Consider the following 17998-nt stretch of genomic DNA (forward strand, 5'->3'; position numbering starts at 1 on the left):
TGAGGTGCGTATAATTCTGCCAGACATCGGAGCCCGAAGACGCATGCCGCACACGAAAGATCAATTACCCGACGCGCTGTATGGTGCCGCGCAGGTGCGCGAGCTCGACGCACGGCTGATCGCCGCCGGTATGCCGGGCTTCGAATTGATGCAGCGCGCGGCGCATGCGACGTGGCGAGCGCTGGTGCGGCAATGGCCGTCGGCGACTGAACTGACGGTGCTGGCCGGGCATGGCAACAATGCCGGTGACGGTTATCTGGTCGCGACCATGGCGCAACGAGCCGGTTGGCAGGTGCGGGTGTTGGCAGTCGGCGATCCGCAGCGTTTGCAGGGCGATGCCGCACTGGCCCATGCCGAAGCGCTGAATGAAGGTGTCGCGGTGCAGGCCTGGCAGGCTCAAAGTGAATTGCGCGGGATCATTCTCGATGCCTTGCTCGGTACTGGGTTGAGCGGTGAGGTTCGCGAGCCTTACGTGTCGGCGATCAAGGCAATCAACACCAGCGGTTTGCCGGTGACCGCCGTCGATATCCCTTCAGGTCTAAGCGCCGACTCCGGGCATGTTCTGGGCGCCGCTGTACAGGCTGATCTTACGGTGACCTTTATCGGGCTGAAAATCGGCCTGTTTACCGGGGACGCGGCGGATCATGTCGGCCAATTGGTATTTAACGATTTGCAGGCCAGCGCCGACATTTATCGTGACATTCCTGTCATCGCCCAGCGGCTCAACACGGCTAATCTTCCGAGGTTGGCGGCGCGAGCCCCGACTTCGCACAAGGGCCGTTTCGGCCATGTGTTGCTGATCGGCGGCGATCACGGGTTTGGCGGGGCGATTTTGCTCAGCACGGAAACGGCCCTGCGCAGTGGCGCGGGTATGGTTTCGCTGGCGACCCGTCCTGAACACGTCCCGGCGGCGCTGACGCGAGTGCCGGAAGCCATGGCGCTCGGAACCTCGTCGGCCAATCAGTTGATGAGTTTGCTGGAAAAAGTTTCTGTACTGGTGGTTGGTCCGGGGTTGGGACAGGCTAGCTGGGGGCGGGCGCTGTTGTCAGCTGCCGCGAATGCCGCGCTGCCGCAAGTCTGGGACGCCGACGCATTGAACCTGCTGGCGAGCGGTTTCGTTGAGTTGCCCAAGGATTGCGTGATCACCCCGCATCCGGGCGAAGCCGCGCGTTTGCTGGAAATCAGCACCGCAGAAGTGCAAGCGGATCGTCCGGCGGCGGCGCTGGAATTGAGCAAAAAATATACAGCGGTTGTGGTGTTGAAAGGCGCTGGCAGCCTGATCGCGCATCCCGATGGACGTCTGGCGTTGTGTCATCAGGGCCATCCGGCCATGGCCACCGCCGGACTCGGCGATGTGCTGGCCGGTTTGACCGGTGCACTGCTGGCGCAAGGCATGCACGGCTTCGATGCCGCGTGTCTGGCGGTCTGGCTGCACGCCAATGCCGGTCTGCAACAAGGAAAATTCGGCCGTGGGCTGGCGGCCAGTGATCTGATTCCAGCCATTCGTCAGTTGTTGGAGGAGCAAGCACCGTGTCTGAAGTAACCCTGTACCTGGCCGATGAACAGGCCATGAGCGACTTTGGCGCACGGATCGCCCGCGTGACCCAGGGCCATGGCCTGATTTTTCTCGAAGGCAACCTGGGGATGGGCAAAACCACGCTCTCACGGGGCATCATCCGCGGGTTGGGCCATGTTGGTGCGGTAAAAAGTCCGACCTTCACCTTGGTCGAACCCTACGAAATCGGCGACGTCCGCGCCTTCCACTTCGATCTGTATCGACTGGTTGATCCGGAGGAACTGGAGTTTCTCGGCATCCGCGACTACTTCGAAGACGACGCGATGTGCCTGATCGAATGGCCCGATAAAGGTGCAGGCTTTTTGCCAAAGCCTGACCTGACCATTACCATTAGCCCGCAAGACAGCGGGCGTTCGCTGAAAATTTTATCCCAGGGCTCGCGTGGCGAGGCCTGGTGTGCCGCTTTGGCATTGGAATCCAATTAAATGATGGGGTTAGGTATGCGCTTTCGCGCGTTGGTGGCTGCCGCTGGACTGTTGTTGATGGCAGTAACCGTCAACGCTGTGGCCGATTCGAAGGTCAACAGCGTGCGCCTGTGGCGGGCGCCGGACAACACGCGACTGGTCTTCGACCTGAGCGGCCCGGTGCAGCACAGCGTCTTCACCCTGACCTCACCGGACCGGCTGGTGATCGACATCAACGGCGCCACCCTCGGTGCGCCGCTGAATGTACAGACCGCGAACACGCCGATCACCGCGATGCGCTCGGCCCAGCGCACGCCGACCGACCTGCGCGTGGTCATCGATCTGAAGAAAGCCGTCACCCCGAAAAGCTTCTCGCTGGCGCCAAACGCGCAGTACGGCAACCGTCTGGTGGTCGATCTGTTCGACAACCCGGCCGACGCCGCACCGCCGCCGGCGCCAACGCCGCAGGTGGCCACCGTGCCAGCGGTGCCAGTAACCCCGACCGAGCCTGCGATCAAGTTGCCGCCAGCCCCGGCCGGCAAGCGCGACATTATTGTCGTGATCGACGCCGGCCATGGTGGCGAAGACCCGGGTGCATCCGGCTCGCGTGGCCAGCGTGAGAAAGACGTTGTACTGCAAATCGCCCGTGAACTGCAGCGTCAGGTCAACGGCATGAAAGGCTTCCGTGCCGAGTTGACCCGTACCGGCGACTATTTCATCCCGTTGCGCGGCCGTACCGAAATCGCCCGCAAGAAGGGCGCCGACCTGTTCGTCTCGATTCACGCCGACGCTGCCCCATCCGCCGCAGCCTTCGGCGCTTCGGTGTTTGCCCTGTCTGATCGCGGCGCTACTTCCGAAACTGCTCGTTGGCTGGCCGACAGTGAAAACCGTTCCGACTTGATCGGTGGTGCCGGCAACGTCAGCCTCGACGACAAGGACCGCATGCTCGCGGGCGTACTGCTCGACCTGTCGATGACCGCCTCGCTGACTTCCAGCCTCAACGTCGGCCAGAAAGTCCTGACCAACATCGGCCGCGTCACGCCGCTGCACAAACAGCGTGTGGAACAGGCCGGGTTCATGGTGCTGAAGTCGCCGGACATCCCGTCGATCCTGGTCGAAACCGGCTTCATCTCCAACGCTAACGAAGCAAACAAGCTCTCCGCCTCGAGCCATCAGCAAGCGCTGGCGCGTTCGATCAGCAGCGGCGTGCGTCAGTTCTTCCAGCAGAATCCGCCACCGGGCACCTACATCGCCTGGCTGCGTGATTCCGGCAAGATCGCCCAGGGCCCGCGTGATCACCGTGTTGGCCCGGGGGAAACGCTGGCGATGATCGGCGTGCGCTATCAGGTGTCGCCAGCCACGCTGCGCGCCGCCAACAACCTGAAAAGCGATGAGCTGAAAGTCGGTCAGCACTTGACCATTCCTGGCACCGAACTGGCGTCCAAAGAATGAACGAAGTGCTGAACGCTGCTGCTCGCATTGAACTGCTCAGCCCACGGCTGGCGAACCAGATTGCCGCTGGTGAGGTGGTCGAACGCCCGGCCTCGGTGATCAAGGAGCTGTTGGAAAACAGCCTCGATTCCGGCGCCAAACGCATTGATGTCGACGTCGAGCAGGGTGGCGTCAAGCTGCTGCGTGTACGTGACGATGGCAGCGGCATCTCTGCCGATGACCTGCCGTTGGCGCTGGCCCGACACGCCACCAGCAAGATTCGCAATCTGGAAGACCTTGAGCAGGTGATGAGTCTCGGGTTCCGTGGAGAGGCACTGGCGTCGATCAGCTCCGTGGCGCGCCTGACGCTGACCTCGCGTACTCGCGATGCCGATCAAGCCTGGCAGGTCGAAACCGAAGGCCGCGACATGGCGCCTCGGGTTCAGCCAGCGGCGCATCCGGTCGGCACCTCGGTGGAAGTGCGTGACCTGTTTTTCAACACCCCCGCGCGGCGCAAATTCCTCAAGACCGAAAAAACCGAATTCGATCACCTGCAAGAAGTGATCAAACGTCTGGCACTGGCGCGTTTCGACGTGGCATTCCATCTGCGCCACAACGGCAAGACCATCCTCAGCCTGCACGAGGCCCACGATGATGCGGCCCGCGCCCGCCGTGTGGCGGCAATCTGCGGCTCAGGTTTCCTTGAGCAGGCGCTGCCGATCGAGATCGAGCGCAATGGCCTGCATTTATGGGGCTGGGTTGGATTGCCGACGTTCAACCGCAGTCAGGCGGATTTGCAGTATTTCTTCGTGAATGGTCGTGCGGTGCGCGACAAACTGGTGGCCCACGCGGTGCGTCAGGCCTATCGCGACGTGCTGTTCAACGGTCGCCATCCGACGTTTGCATTGTTCTTCGAGGTTGATCCGGCGGCGGTCGACGTCAACGTGCACCCGACCAAACACGAAGTGCGCTTCCGTGACGGGCGCATGGTGCATGACTTCCTTTACGGCACCTTGCACCGCGCTTTGGGCGATGTGCGGCCGGAAGATCAGCTTGCCGGTTCCGTGACCACTGCCGTCGTGCGGCCAACGGGCATCGATGCCGGTGAGTTCGGCCCGCAAGGCGAAATGCGTCTGGCGGCCAACGCGCTGCTGGAGCAACCGCAGGCGCAGCCGGCGTTCAATACCGCCTCCGGTGCCAGTGCTGGCGGCGCCTATCAGTATCAGTACACACCGCGCCCGCAATCGGCGGTGCCGCCGGCTGCTGAGGCTCAGGCTGCGTATCGCGAGTTTTTCGCGCCGCTGCCTGAGGCAAACGCCAACGCACTGCCGGCTGGTCAGGAAGACATTCCGCCGCTCGGTTATGCCCTGGCGCAGTTGAAAGGCATCTATATTCTTTCCGAAAACGCTCAAGGGCTGGTGCTGGTGGACATGCACGCCGCTCATGAGCGGATCATGTACGAACGCCTGAAGATCGCCATGGCCAGCGAAGGCCTCAGCGGTCAGCCGTTGTTGGTGCCGGAATCCCTCGCCGTTAGCCAGCGCGAGGCTGATTGCGCTGAAGAACACGCGGCATGGTTCCAGCGCCTGGGCTTCGAATTGCAGCGTCTGGGCCCGGAAACCCTGGCAATCCGCCAGATTCCGGCGTTGTTGAAGCAAGCTGAAGCCAACCGTCTGGTCGGCGACGTACTGTCGGACCTGATGGAGTACGGCACCAGCGACCGGATTCAGGCGCACCTCAACGAACTGCTCGGCACCATGGCTTGTCACGGCGCGATTCGCGCCAACCGGCGCCTGGCCCTGCCGGAAATGAACGGCCTGCTGCGTGACATGGAAAACACCGAGCGCAGCGGTCAATGCAACCATGGCCGACCGACCTGGACCCAATTGGGTCTGGACGATCTGGACAAACTGTTCCTGCGCGGTCGTTGATGAGCCAGCTCCCTCCAGCGATTTTCCTGATGGGCCCGACCGCTGCGGGCAAGACCGATCTGGCCATCGAACTGACCAAGGTGCTGCCGTGCGAGTTGATCAGTGTCGATTCGGCGCTGGTCTATCGCGGCATGGACATCGGCACGGCCAAGCCTTCGAAAGAATTGCTGGCCGAATTTCCGCACCGTCTGATCGATATTCTTGATCCTGCCGAAGCCTATTCAGCTGCAGATTTCCGTCGCGATGCCCTGCAAGCCATGGCCGAGATCACCGCACGCGGAAAAATTCCGCTGCTGGTCGGTGGCACGATGCTCTATTACAAGGCTCTGGTCGAAGGCCTGGCAGACATGCCCGCCGCCGACCCCGAAGTCCGCGCGCAGATCGAAGAAGAGGCTGCACGCCTTGGCTGGCAAGCCTTGCACGACCAATTGGCGGTCATCGACCCGGTGTCAGCGGCGCGGATTCACCCGAACGATCCGCAGCGCCTGAGTCGCGCGCTGGAAGTTTATCGGGTCAGTGGTCAGAGCATGACCGAGTTGCGCTTGCAACAATCTGCGCAAAGTACTGAAGCAGCCGCTTCGGGACTGCAACAATTGCCCTATACTGTCGCGAACTTGGCCATTGCCCCGGCAAATCGTCAGGTATTGCACGAGCGCATTAAACAAAGATTCACAAATATGTTGGAACAGGGGTTCATCGACGAGGTCGTAGCCCTGCGTAAAAGAAGTGACCTGCATTCGGGGTTGCCGTCTATACGTGCGGTAGGCTACCGCCAAGTCTGGGACTACCTGGATGGCAAGCTGACATTGGCCGAAATGCAGGAGCGCGGCATCATCGCCACGCGCCAATTGGCCAAACGCCAGTTCACCTGGCTGCGCAGCTGGGAAGATATACACTGGCTGGACAGTCTTGATTGCGACAATCTGCCACGCGCCTTGAAATACCTTGGGACCATCTCCATATTGAGCTGAGTCCTTGCAATTGCCGTCTATCCTTGGGGGTGTGACGGCCAAAGCCATCTGAATTACCTATTTTTATTATTGAATCCTTAAAGGAGTGCGGCACATGTCAAAAGGGCATTCGCTACAAGACCCTTACTTGAATACTTTACGTAAAGAGAAAGTTGGGGTTTCCATCTACCTGGTCAACGGTATCAAACTGCAAGGCACGATCGAGTCGTTCGACCAGTTCGTGATCCTGCTGAAAAACACCGTGAGCCAGATGGTTTACAAACACGCTATCTCGACAGTAGTGCCGGTTCGTCCAATTCGTCTGCCTAGCGCAACCGAATCCGAAGCAGGTGACGCTGAGCCAGGTAACGCCTGATAGGAGTCTCCTTTGTTCTTTGAGCGCCACGGTGGTGGTGAACGAGTCATCCTCGTTCACTTGGATGGACAGGACCCTGAGGCGCGCGAAGATCCGCAGGAGTTTCAGGAATTGGCTAATTCGGCCGGCGCCGAGACCGTTGCGTTTTTTAACGTGCCGCGTCATCGGCCAACCGCCAAATACCTGATCGGCAGCGGCAAGGTCGAGGAACTGCGCGACCTGGTCAAGGCTGAAGAAGCCGATCTGGTGATTTTCAATCACATCCTCACGCCCAGTCAGGAACGTAACCTCGAACGTGTTTTCGAGTGTCGCGTGATCGACCGTACCGGCCTGATTCTCGATATTTTCGCCCAGCGCGCCCGTACCCATGAAGGCAAGCTCCAGGTTGAACTGGCCCAGCTTGACCACATGAGCACGCGGCTGGTTCGCGGCTGGACTCACCTTGAGCGTCAGGGTGGCGGTATCGGCATGCGCGGTCCGGGTGAAACCCAACTGGAAACCGACCGCCGTTTGCTGCGGGTCCGCCTGCGCCAGATCAAGGGCCGGCTGGAGAAGGTGCGCAGCCAGCGCGAGCAATCGCGACGCGGTCGCTCCCGTGCGGACATTCCTACCGTGTCTCTGGTGGGCTACACCAACGCCGGCAAGTCCACACTCTTCAACAACGTGACGAAATCCGACGTCTACGCGGCCGACCAATTGTTCGCCACGCTGGACCCGACCCTGCGTCGTCTGGAACTGGACGACCTGGGGCCGATTGTCCTGGCGGACACGGTGGGCTTCATTCGTCACCTGCCGCACAAGCTGGTCGAGGCATTTCGGTCTACCCTCGAAGAGTCGAGCAATTCCGATCTGCTGTTGCACGTGATCGATGCGGCCGAACCGGATCGCATGTTGCAGATCGAGCAGGTGATGGTGGTGCTGGGCGAGATTGGTGCCCAGGACTTGCCGATCCTCGAGGTCTATAACAAACTCGATTTGCTTGAAGGCGTTGAGCCACAAATCCAGCGCGACGAAAACGGCAAGCCCCAGCGGGTCTGGCTTTCGGCGCGTGACGGTAGTGGTCTGGAATTGCTTGAGCAAGCCATCGCCGAATTACTTGGCAGTGATTTGTTTATCGGTACCTTGCGCTTGCCGCAACGATTCGCCCGACTGCGTGCGCAGTTTTTCGAACTCGGTGCGGTGCAGAAAGAAGAGCATGACGAAGAAGGCATCAGTCTGCTGGCCGTTCGTTTGCCCCGTGTCGAGTTGAATCGACTGGTAAGCCGCGAAGGATTGCAGCCGATGGAATTCATCGAGCAACACACTTTGCAATAAAAGCCTGACAAAGCGGTTGTGCCGCAAAGGCAGGCATTCTGTAGCATTGGTCGGCGCGCCGTGGGTGCGTCTTTGCTTTATCAGATGGAGAGCGCTATGGCTTGGAATGAGCCGGGTGGCAACTCGAATAATCAGGATCCTTGGGGTGGCAAGCGCCGCAATAACGGCGACCGCAAGGGGCCACCGGATCTCGACGAGGCCTTCCGAAAGCTGCAGGAAAGCCTGAACGGGTTGTTCGGTGGTGGTAAGAAACGTGGTGATGACGGCGGTGGTTCGGGCAAGAGCAGTGGCGGCTTCGGCGGTCTGCTCGGCATCGGCCTCGTTGTGCTGGCGGCTGTCTGGCTGTACAGCGCGGTCTATGTGGTGGACGAGCAGGAGCAGGCCGTGGTGCTGCGTTTCGGCAAGTACTACGAGACTGTCGGCCCGGGCCTGAACATCTACTTCCCGCCGATCGACAAGAAGTACATGGAAAACGTCACGCGTGAGCGTGCCTACACCAAGCAGGGCCAGATGCTGACCGAAGACGAGAATATCGTCGAAGTGCCGCTGACCGTGCAGTACAAGATCAGCAATCTGCAGGACTTCGTGCTGAACGTTGATCAGCCGGAAATCAGCCTGCAGCACGCGACCGACAGCGCCCTGCGCCACGTGGTGGGTTCGACCGCCATGGACCAGGTGCTGACCGAAGGTCGTGAACTGATGGCCAGCGAAATCAAGGAGCGTCTGCAACGCTTCCTCGATACCTATCGCACCGGTATCACCGTCACTCAGGTCAACGTACAGAGCGCAGCGGCACCGCGTGAAGTGCAGGAAGCCTTTGACGACGTGATCCGCGCCCGTGAAGACGAGCAGCGTTCGCGCAACCAGGCTGAAACCTACGCCAACGGCGTCGTGCCGGAAGCCCGTGGTCAGGCCCAGCGCATACTCGAAGATGCTAACGGTTACCGTGACGAAACGGTCTCGCGCGCCAAGGGTGAAGCAGATCGCTTTACCAAACTGGTTGCCGAGTACCGCAAGGCACCTGAGGTTACCCGCCAGCGTCTGTACCTGGACACCATGCAGGAAGTCTTCAGCAACACCAGCAAGGTACTCGTGACCGGCAACAAAAACGGCCAGAGCAACCTGCTTTACCTGCCGTTGGACAAAATGATTCAGAACAGTTCAGGCAGCAATGCACCGGTCACCGGTTCGGCTGCCGCCAGCAACAACACGGACGTCACGCCGCATGTCACTGACCTGCCGCAGTCGCGCACAAGGGAGACCCGCTGATGAGCAATAAATCGCTGATCGCCCTGATCGTTGGCGTCGTTGTCGTGCTGGTGGGCTGGAACTGCTTCTACATCGTCGCTCAGACCGAGCGTGCGGTGCTGCTGCAATTCGGTCGTGTGGTTCAGGCCGATGTTCAGCCGGGTCTGCATGTGAAAGTGCCTTACGTTAACCAGGTGCGTAAATTCGACGCACGTCTGATGACGCTCGATGCACCGACGCAGCGCTTCCTGACCCTGGAAAAGAAAGCCGTGATGGTCGATGCCTACGCCAAGTGGCGAGTGAAAGATGCCGAGCGCTTCTACACCGCGACTTCCGGTCTGAAGCAAATCGCCGACGAGCGTCTGTCCCGTCGTCTGGAATCCGGTCTGCGTGACCAGTTCGGTAAGCGCACCCTGCACGAAGTGGTGTCGGGTGAGCGTGACGCACTGATGGCTGACATCACTGCTTCGCTGAACAAGATGGCGGAAAAAGAGCTGGGTATCGAAGTGGTCGATGTCCGGGTCAAGACCATCGACCTGCCGAAAGAAGTGAACCGCAGCGTGTTCGAACGTATGAGCACCGAGCGTGAGCGTGAAGCTCGCGAGCACCGCGCCAAGGGTAACGAGCTGGCGGAAGGCATACGTGCTGACGCCGATCGTCAACGCCGCGTGCTGCTGGCTGAAGCCTATCGTGAATCCGAAGAGGTTCGCGGTGACGGTGATGCCCAGGCCGCTGCGATCTACTCCAAGGCCTACGGTCAGGATCAGGAGTTCTACAGTTTCTACCGTAGCCTGCGCGCCTACCGTGAAAGCTTCGCGAACAAATCCGACGTATTGGTCCTCGACCCAAGCAGCGACTTTTTCCATTACCTGGAAAAGGCCAAGCCTTGATACGCCGTTGACCTGAATCATTCCGCCCGGCGGCTAAAACCTCGGGCGGGGTGATCCTTTGGGAAAACGTGTGTATGATGCGGCAGCCGGGAAATTCCCGGCTTTTTTGCGTCTGCACGTTTGATTGCTGTTTTTTGTTGCAGGCATCGGGTTGAATGGCCCGAGAGTATTTCGAGGAAAGTGATGGGCGAAGCCGGTAACAGGCCTTTCGCCGCGTCGTTCATGCGCGTGCGTTTTGAACGGATCGGTCATTTTCTGCTTCACTCAAGGCTCGCCCGCAGGCTGGCCGCCCGGATCAAAGGGGAATGGCGTAATGGCAACGGTAGACCGCTGGCTGCTGCCAGATGGCATCGAAGAAGTACTGCCACCGGAGGCGGCGCGCATTGAAGTCGCGCGTCGTCAGGTGTTGGATCTGTTCCAGAGCTGGGGTTACGAGTTTGTCGTGACTCCCCATATCGAGTACCTGGAATCCCTGCTGACCGGCGCGGGCCAGGACCTGGATCTGCGTACCTTCAAGGTCATCGACCCGCAATCGGGCCGGCAGATGGGTTTCCGTGCCGACATCACGCCGCAAGTGGCGCGCATCGATGCGCACACCCTGCGGCGCGAAGGTCCGAGCCGTCTGTGCTACGCCGGCAGCGTGCTGCATGCCCAGCCGCGTGCATTGTCGTCCTCGCGCAGCCCGATCCAGTTGGGCGCCGAGTTGTACGGCGACGCCAGCCCGAGCAGCGACGTTGAAGTGATCAGCCTGATGCTGGCCATGCTGCAACTGGCCGACGTGCCGGATGTGCACATGGATCTTGGTCATGTCGGCATCTACCGTGGTCTGGCGCGTGCCGCCGGTCTGTCGGGTGAAGTCGAGCAGCAGTTGTTCGACGCGCTGCAACGCAAAGCCATCGACGAGGTCATTACCTTGACCGAAGGCTTGCCCGCCGACCTGTCCGGCATGCTGCGAGCGCTGGTTGATCTGTGCGGCGGCCGTGAAGTGCTGAGCGCTGCCCGTGAGCGCCTGGCCAATGCGCCGGCGCCGGTTCTGGCGGCACTGGAAGATTTGCTGGCGATCGCCGAGCGTCTGTCGGCGCGCTTCCCGGAGCTGCCGTTGTACTTCGATCTGGGCGAGCTGCGTGGCTACCACTACCACACCGGTGTGGTGTTTGCGGTGTTCGTGCCGGGCGTTGGTCAGTCCATTGCTCAGGGCGGTCGTTACGACGACATCGGCGCTGATTTTGGCCGCGCCCGTCCGGCAACTGGCTTTTCCACCGATTTGAAAACCCTGGTGACCCTGGGGCGTGCTGAGATCGAGCTACCGTCTGGCGGTATCTGGATGCCTGACAGTACGGATGCGGCACTCTGGCAGCAGGTTTGCCAGTTGCGCAGTGAGGGTCAGCGTGTCGTTCAGGCGTTGCCTGGACAACCTTTGGCCGCCGCCCGTGATGCGGACTGCGACCGGCAATTGATTCAGCAGAACGGGCTTTGGCAAGTATCGCCACTGGCTTCTTGAGTTTTCCTGCCGGCCATCGCCGGCACCAAGTTTGCGCGAATGAGGACAAGTGTTATGGGTAAGAATGTCGTAGTCCTGGGCACCCAATGGGGTGATGAGGGCAAAGGCAAGATCGTTGATCTGCTGACCGAACATGCTGCCGCCGTAGTGCGCTACCAAGGTGGCCACAACGCTGGCCACACACTGGTGATCGACGGCGAAAAAACCGTCCTGCACCTGATTCCGTCGGGCGTGCTGCGCGAAGGCGTGCAGTGCCTGATCGGCAACGGCGTGGTGGTTGCACCTGACGCCCTGCTGCGCGAGATCACCAAGCTGGAAGAGAAAGGCGTACCGGTGCGCGAGCGTCTGCGTATCAGCCCGTCTTGCCCGCTGATCCTGTCCTTCCACGTGGCGCTGGACCAAGCCCGTGAAAAGGCCCGTGGCGAGCTGAAGATCGGTACCACCGGTCGCGGCATCGGCCCGGCGTACGAAGACAAGGTTGCGCGTCGTGGCCTGCGTGTTGGCGACCTGCTGAACATGCCGCGCTTCGAAGACAAGCTGCGTGAACTTGTGGATTACCACAACTTCATGCTGGTCGGTTACTACAAAGAGCCGGCCATCGAGTTCGAAAAGACCCTGGCCGAGTGCAAGGAATACGCCGAGCTGCTGAAGCCGCTGATGCTCGACGTCACTGCCGAGCTGCACGACCTGCGTCGCGCCGGCAAAGACATCATGTTCGAAGGCGCCCAGGGTTCGTTGCTCGACATCGACCACGGTACCTACCCGTACGTGACCAGCTCCAACACCACCGCCGGTGGCGTGGCCACCGGTTCCGGCGTTGGCCCGATGTTCCTGGACTACATCCTGGGCATCACCAAGGCTTACACCACTCGCGTCGGTTCGGGTCCATTCCCGACTGAGCTGTTCGACGACGTCGGCGCGCATCTGGCCAAACAAGGTCACGAGTTCGGTGCGACCACCGGCCGTGCCCGTCGTTGCGGCTGGTTCGACGCCGTTATCCTGCGTCGCGCTATCGATGTGAACAGCATCTCGGGCATCTGCCTGACCAAGCTGGACGTCCTCGACGGTCTGGAAACCATCAACATCTGCGTCGGCTACAAAGATGCGGACGGCAATGCTGTTGCCCCGACCGACGCTGACAGCTACGTGGGCCTGCAGCCTGTGTACGAAGAAGTGCCGGGCTGGACCGAATCGACCGTGGGTGCGAAAACCCTGGAAGAGCTGCCAGCTAACGCTCGTGCCTACATCAAACGCGTTGAAGAGTTGATCGGCGCGCCGATCGACATTATTTCGACGGGCCCGGATCGCAACGAAACCATCGTTCTGCGTCATCCGTTTGCTTGATAAGTCGTTGATGTAAAAACACAAAGGCCCCTTCATCGGGGCCTTTGTCGTTTATGCCTGTTGGACGGCATGACCTTTGCTGTGAATCTGTCTACAAGAGTGCCATCAAATTAATGGCGTCAGAAGTAGAGGGATTCACAGTGTCGGCCGTTCTCTCACTGTTACAAAGCCGTTTGTTGCGGCCCGTGTTCGTTACCCTTGGTATCGCCCTTTTGGTGCAGGTGTTGGTGGCCGTTGCCCTGACGCGGAGCACCGTCACCGCGCTGGAAGCTGATTTGGCGGTGCGCCTCGGCGCCGACAGCCAGAAACTCTCCGGCGAACTTGAGCAGGCGGGACGTGAAGTCACGTCGAGCCTCGATGCGTTGTCTGCCAGCACTCGTCAGCGCCTGACTGCCGGTCTGTCTTCGCGGCTGAAAGACGAGCAGGCGCAGTTGCGGGCGACGCTGGAAAAGGATCTGAAGGATTCGGCCAATGACATGGCGCAGTTGCTCGCCTCCGTTGCGCCGCGCGCCATGTGGGACAGCGACGTGCCGACCCTTTCCGAGTTCGCCCGCCGGGCCCAGCGCAACCCCAATGTGCTGTTCGTGGTCTACGACGACGCCACTGGCCAGCACCTGACCCGTTATCTCAACCGCGAAAACCCGATCAACAAGGCCTTGCTGGAAAAAGGCCAGGGCGAGCGTGCGCTGGATAAAGTGCTGGATGCGGCCAAGAACGATCCGTCGGTTTATTACCTTGAAGCCTCGATCAATCCAAACGGCGTGGAAATCGGCAAGGTGCTGATGGGTGTGTCCACAGCCTCGGTGGAAACCGATCTGGCGGCACTGGACAAGCGCTTCTCGGCGTTGATCGCCAGCAGTGATCAGTTGGTCGGCGACAGTCTCAAGGGCGCCGCAGCGGACAGCGCCAAAGCCATGCAGTCGCGCCTGCAATCAGCGCAGTCCACCGCAACCGAGATGAAATCCAATACCGCCAATACCGTTCGGGAAGCAGCAGCAACCTTGCGCTGGCGCATAGGCCTGGGCCTGGCGCTGGTCGGTTGTGGAGTGCTGTTGTTGCTGGCGGTAGTGTTGGGCCATCGCGTGGTCAATCGCCTGAAGATGCTCAACGCAGCGATGGATGACCTGGCGGCGGGCGAGGGCGATCTGACCAAGCGTGTGCAGATCAACAGCAAAGACGAAATCGGCGACATGGCCTCGGCGGTCAATCGCTTTGTGGATAAGTTGCAGCCGATCGTGCGTGAGGCGGGCGATGTCGCGCAGCGTACCGGCGTCGAGATTGGCGCGATGACCCTGCGCAATGCCGGGGCGGATGCGGCGGCCGGCATGCAGCGTGATGAGGTGGCGGAAAGCCTGCGAGCGCTGTCGCAAATGGCTGATGAGGCGCAGTCGGAAAGCCATGCAATGCAAGCGGCGTTGAAGCAGGTGGTGGATATTCGTCAGGCCACCGACGAAAACACCCGCACCTCCGCCAAAGTCGGCAGCCTGATCGAGGCGCTGGCGGGGCAGGTCGATACCGGGGCGAAAGTCATCGAGCGGCTGGCGCAGCAGAGCGAACAGATTGAAGTGGTGCTGACGGTGATTCACGGGATTGCCGAGCAGACCAATCTGCTGGCGTTGAACGCTGCGATTGAAGCGGCGCGTGCTGGCGAGACTGGGCGTGGTTTTGCCGTTGTTGCCGACGAAGTGCGTGCGTTGGCGAGCAAGACACAAAGCTCTACCGGCGATATTCAGGCGCACATCGTCGCGTTGCAGCAGGGCGCGCGTGAGGCGGTCGAGGCGATCGGCCAGGCCGGGCGTCAGGCCAGCGAAGGGTTGCTGGTGTTGCGCGACAGCGCGCGCTTGCAGCAGTCAGTGCAGGCGTCGGTCGAGCAAGTGCATGCGGCGATAGGTCTGGCCACCCAGGCAGCGGCACATCAGGCGCAAGGTGCGCAGGCTGTGCGCGGGCGCGTCGAGACGATTCATGCACAAGCCGAGAAAGCGGCGCAGGCGGTGGTGGAAACCACGGCAAGTGGCAAGGTGCTGGATGGCTTGGCGGCGCAGCTTAAGGCCAGCCTGGGGCAGTTCAGGGCTTGAGTTTGTCCGGGCTGGCCTCTTCGCGAGCAGGCTCGCACCCACATTGGAATGCGTTTCTCTGTGGGAGCGAGCCTGCTCGCGAAAGCGGTATCAGCGGCTCAGATACATCCGCGTCGTCAGTAAATAAACCGGCAATCCCGATACCAAAATCAACAACGCCGCATAAGGCGCCGCCGCAGCAAACTCGACATTCGCGGTATGCGCCCAAACCTCAGTCGCCAACGTGTTCAGCCCGGTCGGACTCAGCAGCAGCGTCGCCGTCAATTCCTTCATCGCATCCAGAAACACCAGTGCAAACGCCGCGCCCAATGCCGGGAAGATAATCGGCAGCGTCACCCGGCAAAACGCCGTAAACGATGAAGCGCCCAGCGTGCGCGCAGCCTCTTCGAGCTGCGGCGCAGCCTTGTTCAGCGCAGTACGAATCGGCGCCTGCGCCAGCGGCAAAAACAACAATGCATAAGCGATCAGCAGCAAGCCTGAAGTCTGGTACAGCGCCGGCACGTAATGCAGCGCGAAATACACCAGCGTCAACGCGATGACCAGACCCGGAAGCGCATGCAGCAGATACGGCAAGCGCTCGGCCCAGATCGCCAGTTGCCCTTTGTAACGCACCACCAGCAAACCCACCGGCACCGCCAGTACCAGACATAACGCCGCGCCGCCGAGCGACAGCGCCAGCGAGGACAGCAGTGCTTCGGTAATCGCTGCCACGGGGAATGCCGCCGAAGAACCCACCGCCAGCCAATACGCCAACATTCCCAGCGGAATCCCGCTGCCGACAATCGCCAGCAGCAGGCAATACAACTGACCGACCGCTGCCCAAGGCCCGAGTCGAACCTGCTCAGCCTGTCGCGCAGCACCTTGGCCGGTGCGCACATGCCGGCCTTTGCCGCGCACGCGCAGTTCCAGCCACAGCAGCACCAGACACAGGGCCAGCAATACGGCCGACAGCATCGCCGCGTTGGCGTTACTGAATTCCAGCTCGAATTGCTGATAGATCGCGGTGGTGAAGGTTTGCAGGCCGATGATCGACAGCGCGCCGAACTCCACCAGCATGTGCAAAGCAATTAGCAGCGAACCGGCCAGCAACGATGGCCAGAGCAGCGGCAAGGTGACGCGGAAGAACACGCCCCAGCGATTCTGTCCAAGGGTTCGCGCGGACTCTTCAAGGGAGGGATCGAGATTGCGCAGGGTTGCCGCTACCGGCAGAAAGATCAGCGGGTATTTCGACAGGCTCATCACCAGAATCGCCCCGCCAAGCCCTTCGAACTGCGCGCTCAAAGAGACCCAGGTGAAGCTGCTGACAAACGCCGGCACCGCGAACGGCAGGCACAGAATCACCCCCCACAGGCGTCGTCCCGGCAGATTGCTGCGCTCCAGCAGCCAGGCCAGCGACAGACCGATCACGCCGCACGCGAGGGTCACGCCAACCATCAATGCCAAGGTGTTGCGCAGCAGGCCGAACACATACGGGCGCCACAGCAAGTGCAGCGCCTCGGCCCAACCGGCCTGCCAGGCTTTGAGCCCGACATAGGCCAGCGGCAAAAGGCTCAGCACCACCAGCAGCAACACCGGCAGCACCAGCCAGATCGAAGGCCGCTTGCGTTTTGGCACGTAACCCCCGCGCGCGGCGGGGGCGGATAACGATGCGGCCATCAGTTCAAGCCAACTTCACGTTCCAGCTCCAGCGCTTCTTCGGCATTGCCCAGATCGGCTGGCGTTACGTTCGGCGCTTCCAGTTCGCTGAACGGCTTGAGTCCGCGATCCGATTCCATGCCTTTATGCAGCGGATACTCGGCGGTGGTCTGAGTGATCACGCGCTGGCCTTCTTCGCTGGCCATGTAGGCGAGGAATTGCTGGGCTTCTTTTGGATGCTTGCTGGATTTCAGCACGGCAGCGCTGGACACAGTGATCAGGCCGCCGACGTCACCACCCGTGAAGTAATGCAGTTTCGAGTCGAGTTTGCCTTTCTCGCGCTGCAGGGCGAACCAGTAATAGTTGTTCACCAGTACGGTGGCGACTTCGCCGTTTTCCACCGCTTTGAGGGCAACCATATTGTTGCTGTAGGTCTTGCCGAAGGCGCGCAGACCGGTTAGCCATTCTTCAGCAGCATCGCGACCGTGCATCTTGATGATCGCTACGGCTTGTTCCTGGAAGGCGCCGCTGGTCGGTACGAAGCCGACTTTGCCCTGCCACTGCGGATCGGAGAACTCCATCACCGATTTCGGCAGGTCTTTTTCGTCGACCAGTTTCGGGTTGTAGGCGACGACGCGAACGCGTGCAGTCACGCCGATCCAGGTGCCGTTACCGGCCACGTATTTTTCCGGAAGCACGGCCAACGTGGCGTCATCGGTCTTGGCCAGCAGGCCGAGTTCGCCGAGATTGTTCAGTGGCGGCGATTCTTCGGTGTAGATCACGTCGGCGGGAGAGCGGTCGCCTTCTTCGATGACCTGGCTGGCGAGCTGATTGCTGCTGCCCTTGCGCACATTGACGTGAATGCCGGTCTTGGCTTCGAAGGCTTTGGCGATCGCGTCGCCGACTTCCTTGTGCTGGCCGTTGTAGAGGGTCAGGGAAACCGCATCGGCAGCCTGGGTGAGGGGAGTGGCGAGCGCCAGGCCGAGGAAGGTGAAGGTCAAGCCTCGGCGCAGGGTATTTCGAAACGTCATTCGCAGGGTTCCTCACTGTCGCATTGCAAAAACTTGCAACAATGATAAACGATATTGTTTCTCAAGTGCGCCTTGCGGTGGGGCTGGCGTTTTGATAGGCGGGGTGGTGATAAAATTCTGGAAGCCAGAAACGCAAAAACCCGCTTTCGCGGGTTTTTGTGAAACTCAACGTCGTAACCTTGAGTTTGAATTGGTGCCCAGAAGAAGACTCGAACTTCCACGACCGTAAGGTCACCAGCACCTGAAGCTGGCGTGTCTACCAATTTCACCATCTGGGCAATCATCGCGAGCG

14 protein-coding genes and 1 tRNA gene are annotated in these 17998 nt (G+C 60.7%); 12 read left to right on the top strand and 3 right to left on the bottom strand.

Translation table 11 applies throughout. From position 1 onward, the window contains the following. The first annotated feature begins 43 nt into the window (after positions 1–43). The 12 genes from CCX46_RS02665 (at position 44) to CCX46_RS02720 (ending at position 15040) form a co-directional block, all read left to right on the top strand. Positions 44–1543, top strand: coding sequence for an NAD(P)H-hydrate dehydratase (locus tag CCX46_RS02665; RefSeq protein ID WP_127925610.1), 1500 nt, complete (start codon positions 44–46; stop codon positions 1541–1543). Continuing rightward, complete coding sequence (gene tsaE / locus CCX46_RS02670) at positions 1531–2001, top strand: tRNA (adenosine(37)-N6)-threonylcarbamoyltransferase complex ATPase subunit type 1 TsaE (RefSeq protein WP_108224393.1); 471 nt, start codon at positions 1531–1533, stop codon at positions 1999–2001. The genes CCX46_RS02665 and tsaE overlap by 13 nt, the downstream gene beginning before the upstream one ends. Before the next feature lie 57 nt (positions 2002–2058). Beyond that, positions 2059–3432, top strand: coding sequence for an N-acetylmuramoyl-L-alanine amidase (locus CCX46_RS02675; protein WP_401044867.1), 1374 nt, complete (start codon positions 2059–2061; stop codon positions 3430–3432). Positions 3433–3440: 8 nt separating this feature from the next. Then, positions 3441–5342: a DNA mismatch repair endonuclease MutL gene (gene mutL, locus CCX46_RS02680; RefSeq protein ID WP_177413891.1), complete on the top strand. Its 1902-nt coding sequence runs from the start codon at positions 3441–3443 to the stop codon at positions 5340–5342. Next, positions 5342–6313 (top strand): tRNA (adenosine(37)-N6)-dimethylallyltransferase MiaA, encoded by a 972-nt coding sequence (gene miaA / locus CCX46_RS02685; RefSeq protein ID WP_127925612.1) that lies wholly within the window; start codon positions 5342–5344, stop codon positions 6311–6313. Before mutL ends, miaA begins: the two co-directional genes overlap by 1 nt. Positions 6314–6407: 94 nt before the next feature. Continuing rightward, on the top strand, positions 6408–6668 hold the full coding sequence (gene hfq, locus CCX46_RS02690; RefSeq protein WP_007902656.1) for an RNA chaperone Hfq: 261 nt from the start codon (positions 6408–6410) through the stop codon (positions 6666–6668). Positions 6669–6680: 12 nt separating this feature from the next. Further along, entirely contained in the window at positions 6681–7982 is a 1302-nt protein-coding gene (gene hflX, locus CCX46_RS02695) for a ribosome rescue GTPase HflX (RefSeq protein WP_007915827.1), read from the top strand. A gap of 96 nt (positions 7983–8078) precedes the next feature. Further along, on the top strand, positions 8079–9251 hold the full coding sequence (gene hflK / locus CCX46_RS02700; protein ID WP_007915828.1) for an FtsH protease activity modulator HflK: 1173 nt from the start codon (positions 8079–8081) through the stop codon (positions 9249–9251). After that, entirely contained in the window at positions 9251–10120 is an 870-nt protein-coding gene (gene hflC, locus CCX46_RS02705; RefSeq protein WP_007915830.1) for a protease modulator HflC, read from the top strand. Before hflK ends, hflC begins: the two co-directional genes overlap by 1 nt. Positions 10121–10433: 313 nt before the next feature. Continuing rightward, positions 10434–11621, top strand: a complete 1188-nt coding sequence (locus tag CCX46_RS02710; RefSeq protein ID WP_007915833.1) for an ATP phosphoribosyltransferase regulatory subunit — start codon at positions 10434–10436, stop codon at positions 11619–11621. 54 nt (positions 11622–11675) lie between these two features. Continuing rightward, a complete protein-coding gene (locus CCX46_RS02715) occupies positions 11676–12965 on the top strand; it encodes an adenylosuccinate synthase (RefSeq protein ID WP_127925613.1) in 1290 nt (429 codons plus the stop codon). Positions 12966–13105: 140 nt separating this feature from the next. Then, a complete protein-coding gene (locus CCX46_RS02720; RefSeq protein WP_127925614.1) occupies positions 13106–15040 on the top strand; it encodes a methyl-accepting chemotaxis protein in 1935 nt (644 codons plus the stop codon). Positions 15041–15130: 90 nt separating this feature from the next. Here CCX46_RS02720 and CCX46_RS02725 read toward each other — a convergent pair whose 3' ends face one another. From CCX46_RS02725 to CCX46_RS02735, 3 genes are all read right to left on the bottom strand, one after another. Continuing rightward, positions 15131–16696, bottom strand: a complete 1566-nt coding sequence (locus CCX46_RS02725) for an ABC transporter permease (protein WP_127925615.1) — start codon at positions 16694–16696, stop codon at positions 15131–15133. Next, positions 16696–17706: an extracellular solute-binding protein gene (locus CCX46_RS02730; protein WP_127925616.1), complete on the bottom strand. Its 1011-nt coding sequence runs from the start codon at positions 17704–17706 to the stop codon at positions 16696–16698. Before CCX46_RS02730 ends, CCX46_RS02725 begins: the two co-directional genes overlap by 1 nt. A gap of 191 nt (positions 17707–17897) precedes the next feature. After that, a tRNA-Leu gene (locus tag CCX46_RS02735) sits at positions 17898–17984 on the bottom strand. Positions 17985–17998 lie beyond the last annotated feature (14 nt).

Origin of the sequence: Pseudomonas sp. RU47 (genome assembly GCF_004011755.1) — a bacterium.
In the GTDB taxonomy this organism is placed as follows: domain Bacteria; phylum Pseudomonadota; class Gammaproteobacteria; order Pseudomonadales; family Pseudomonadaceae; genus Aquipseudomonas.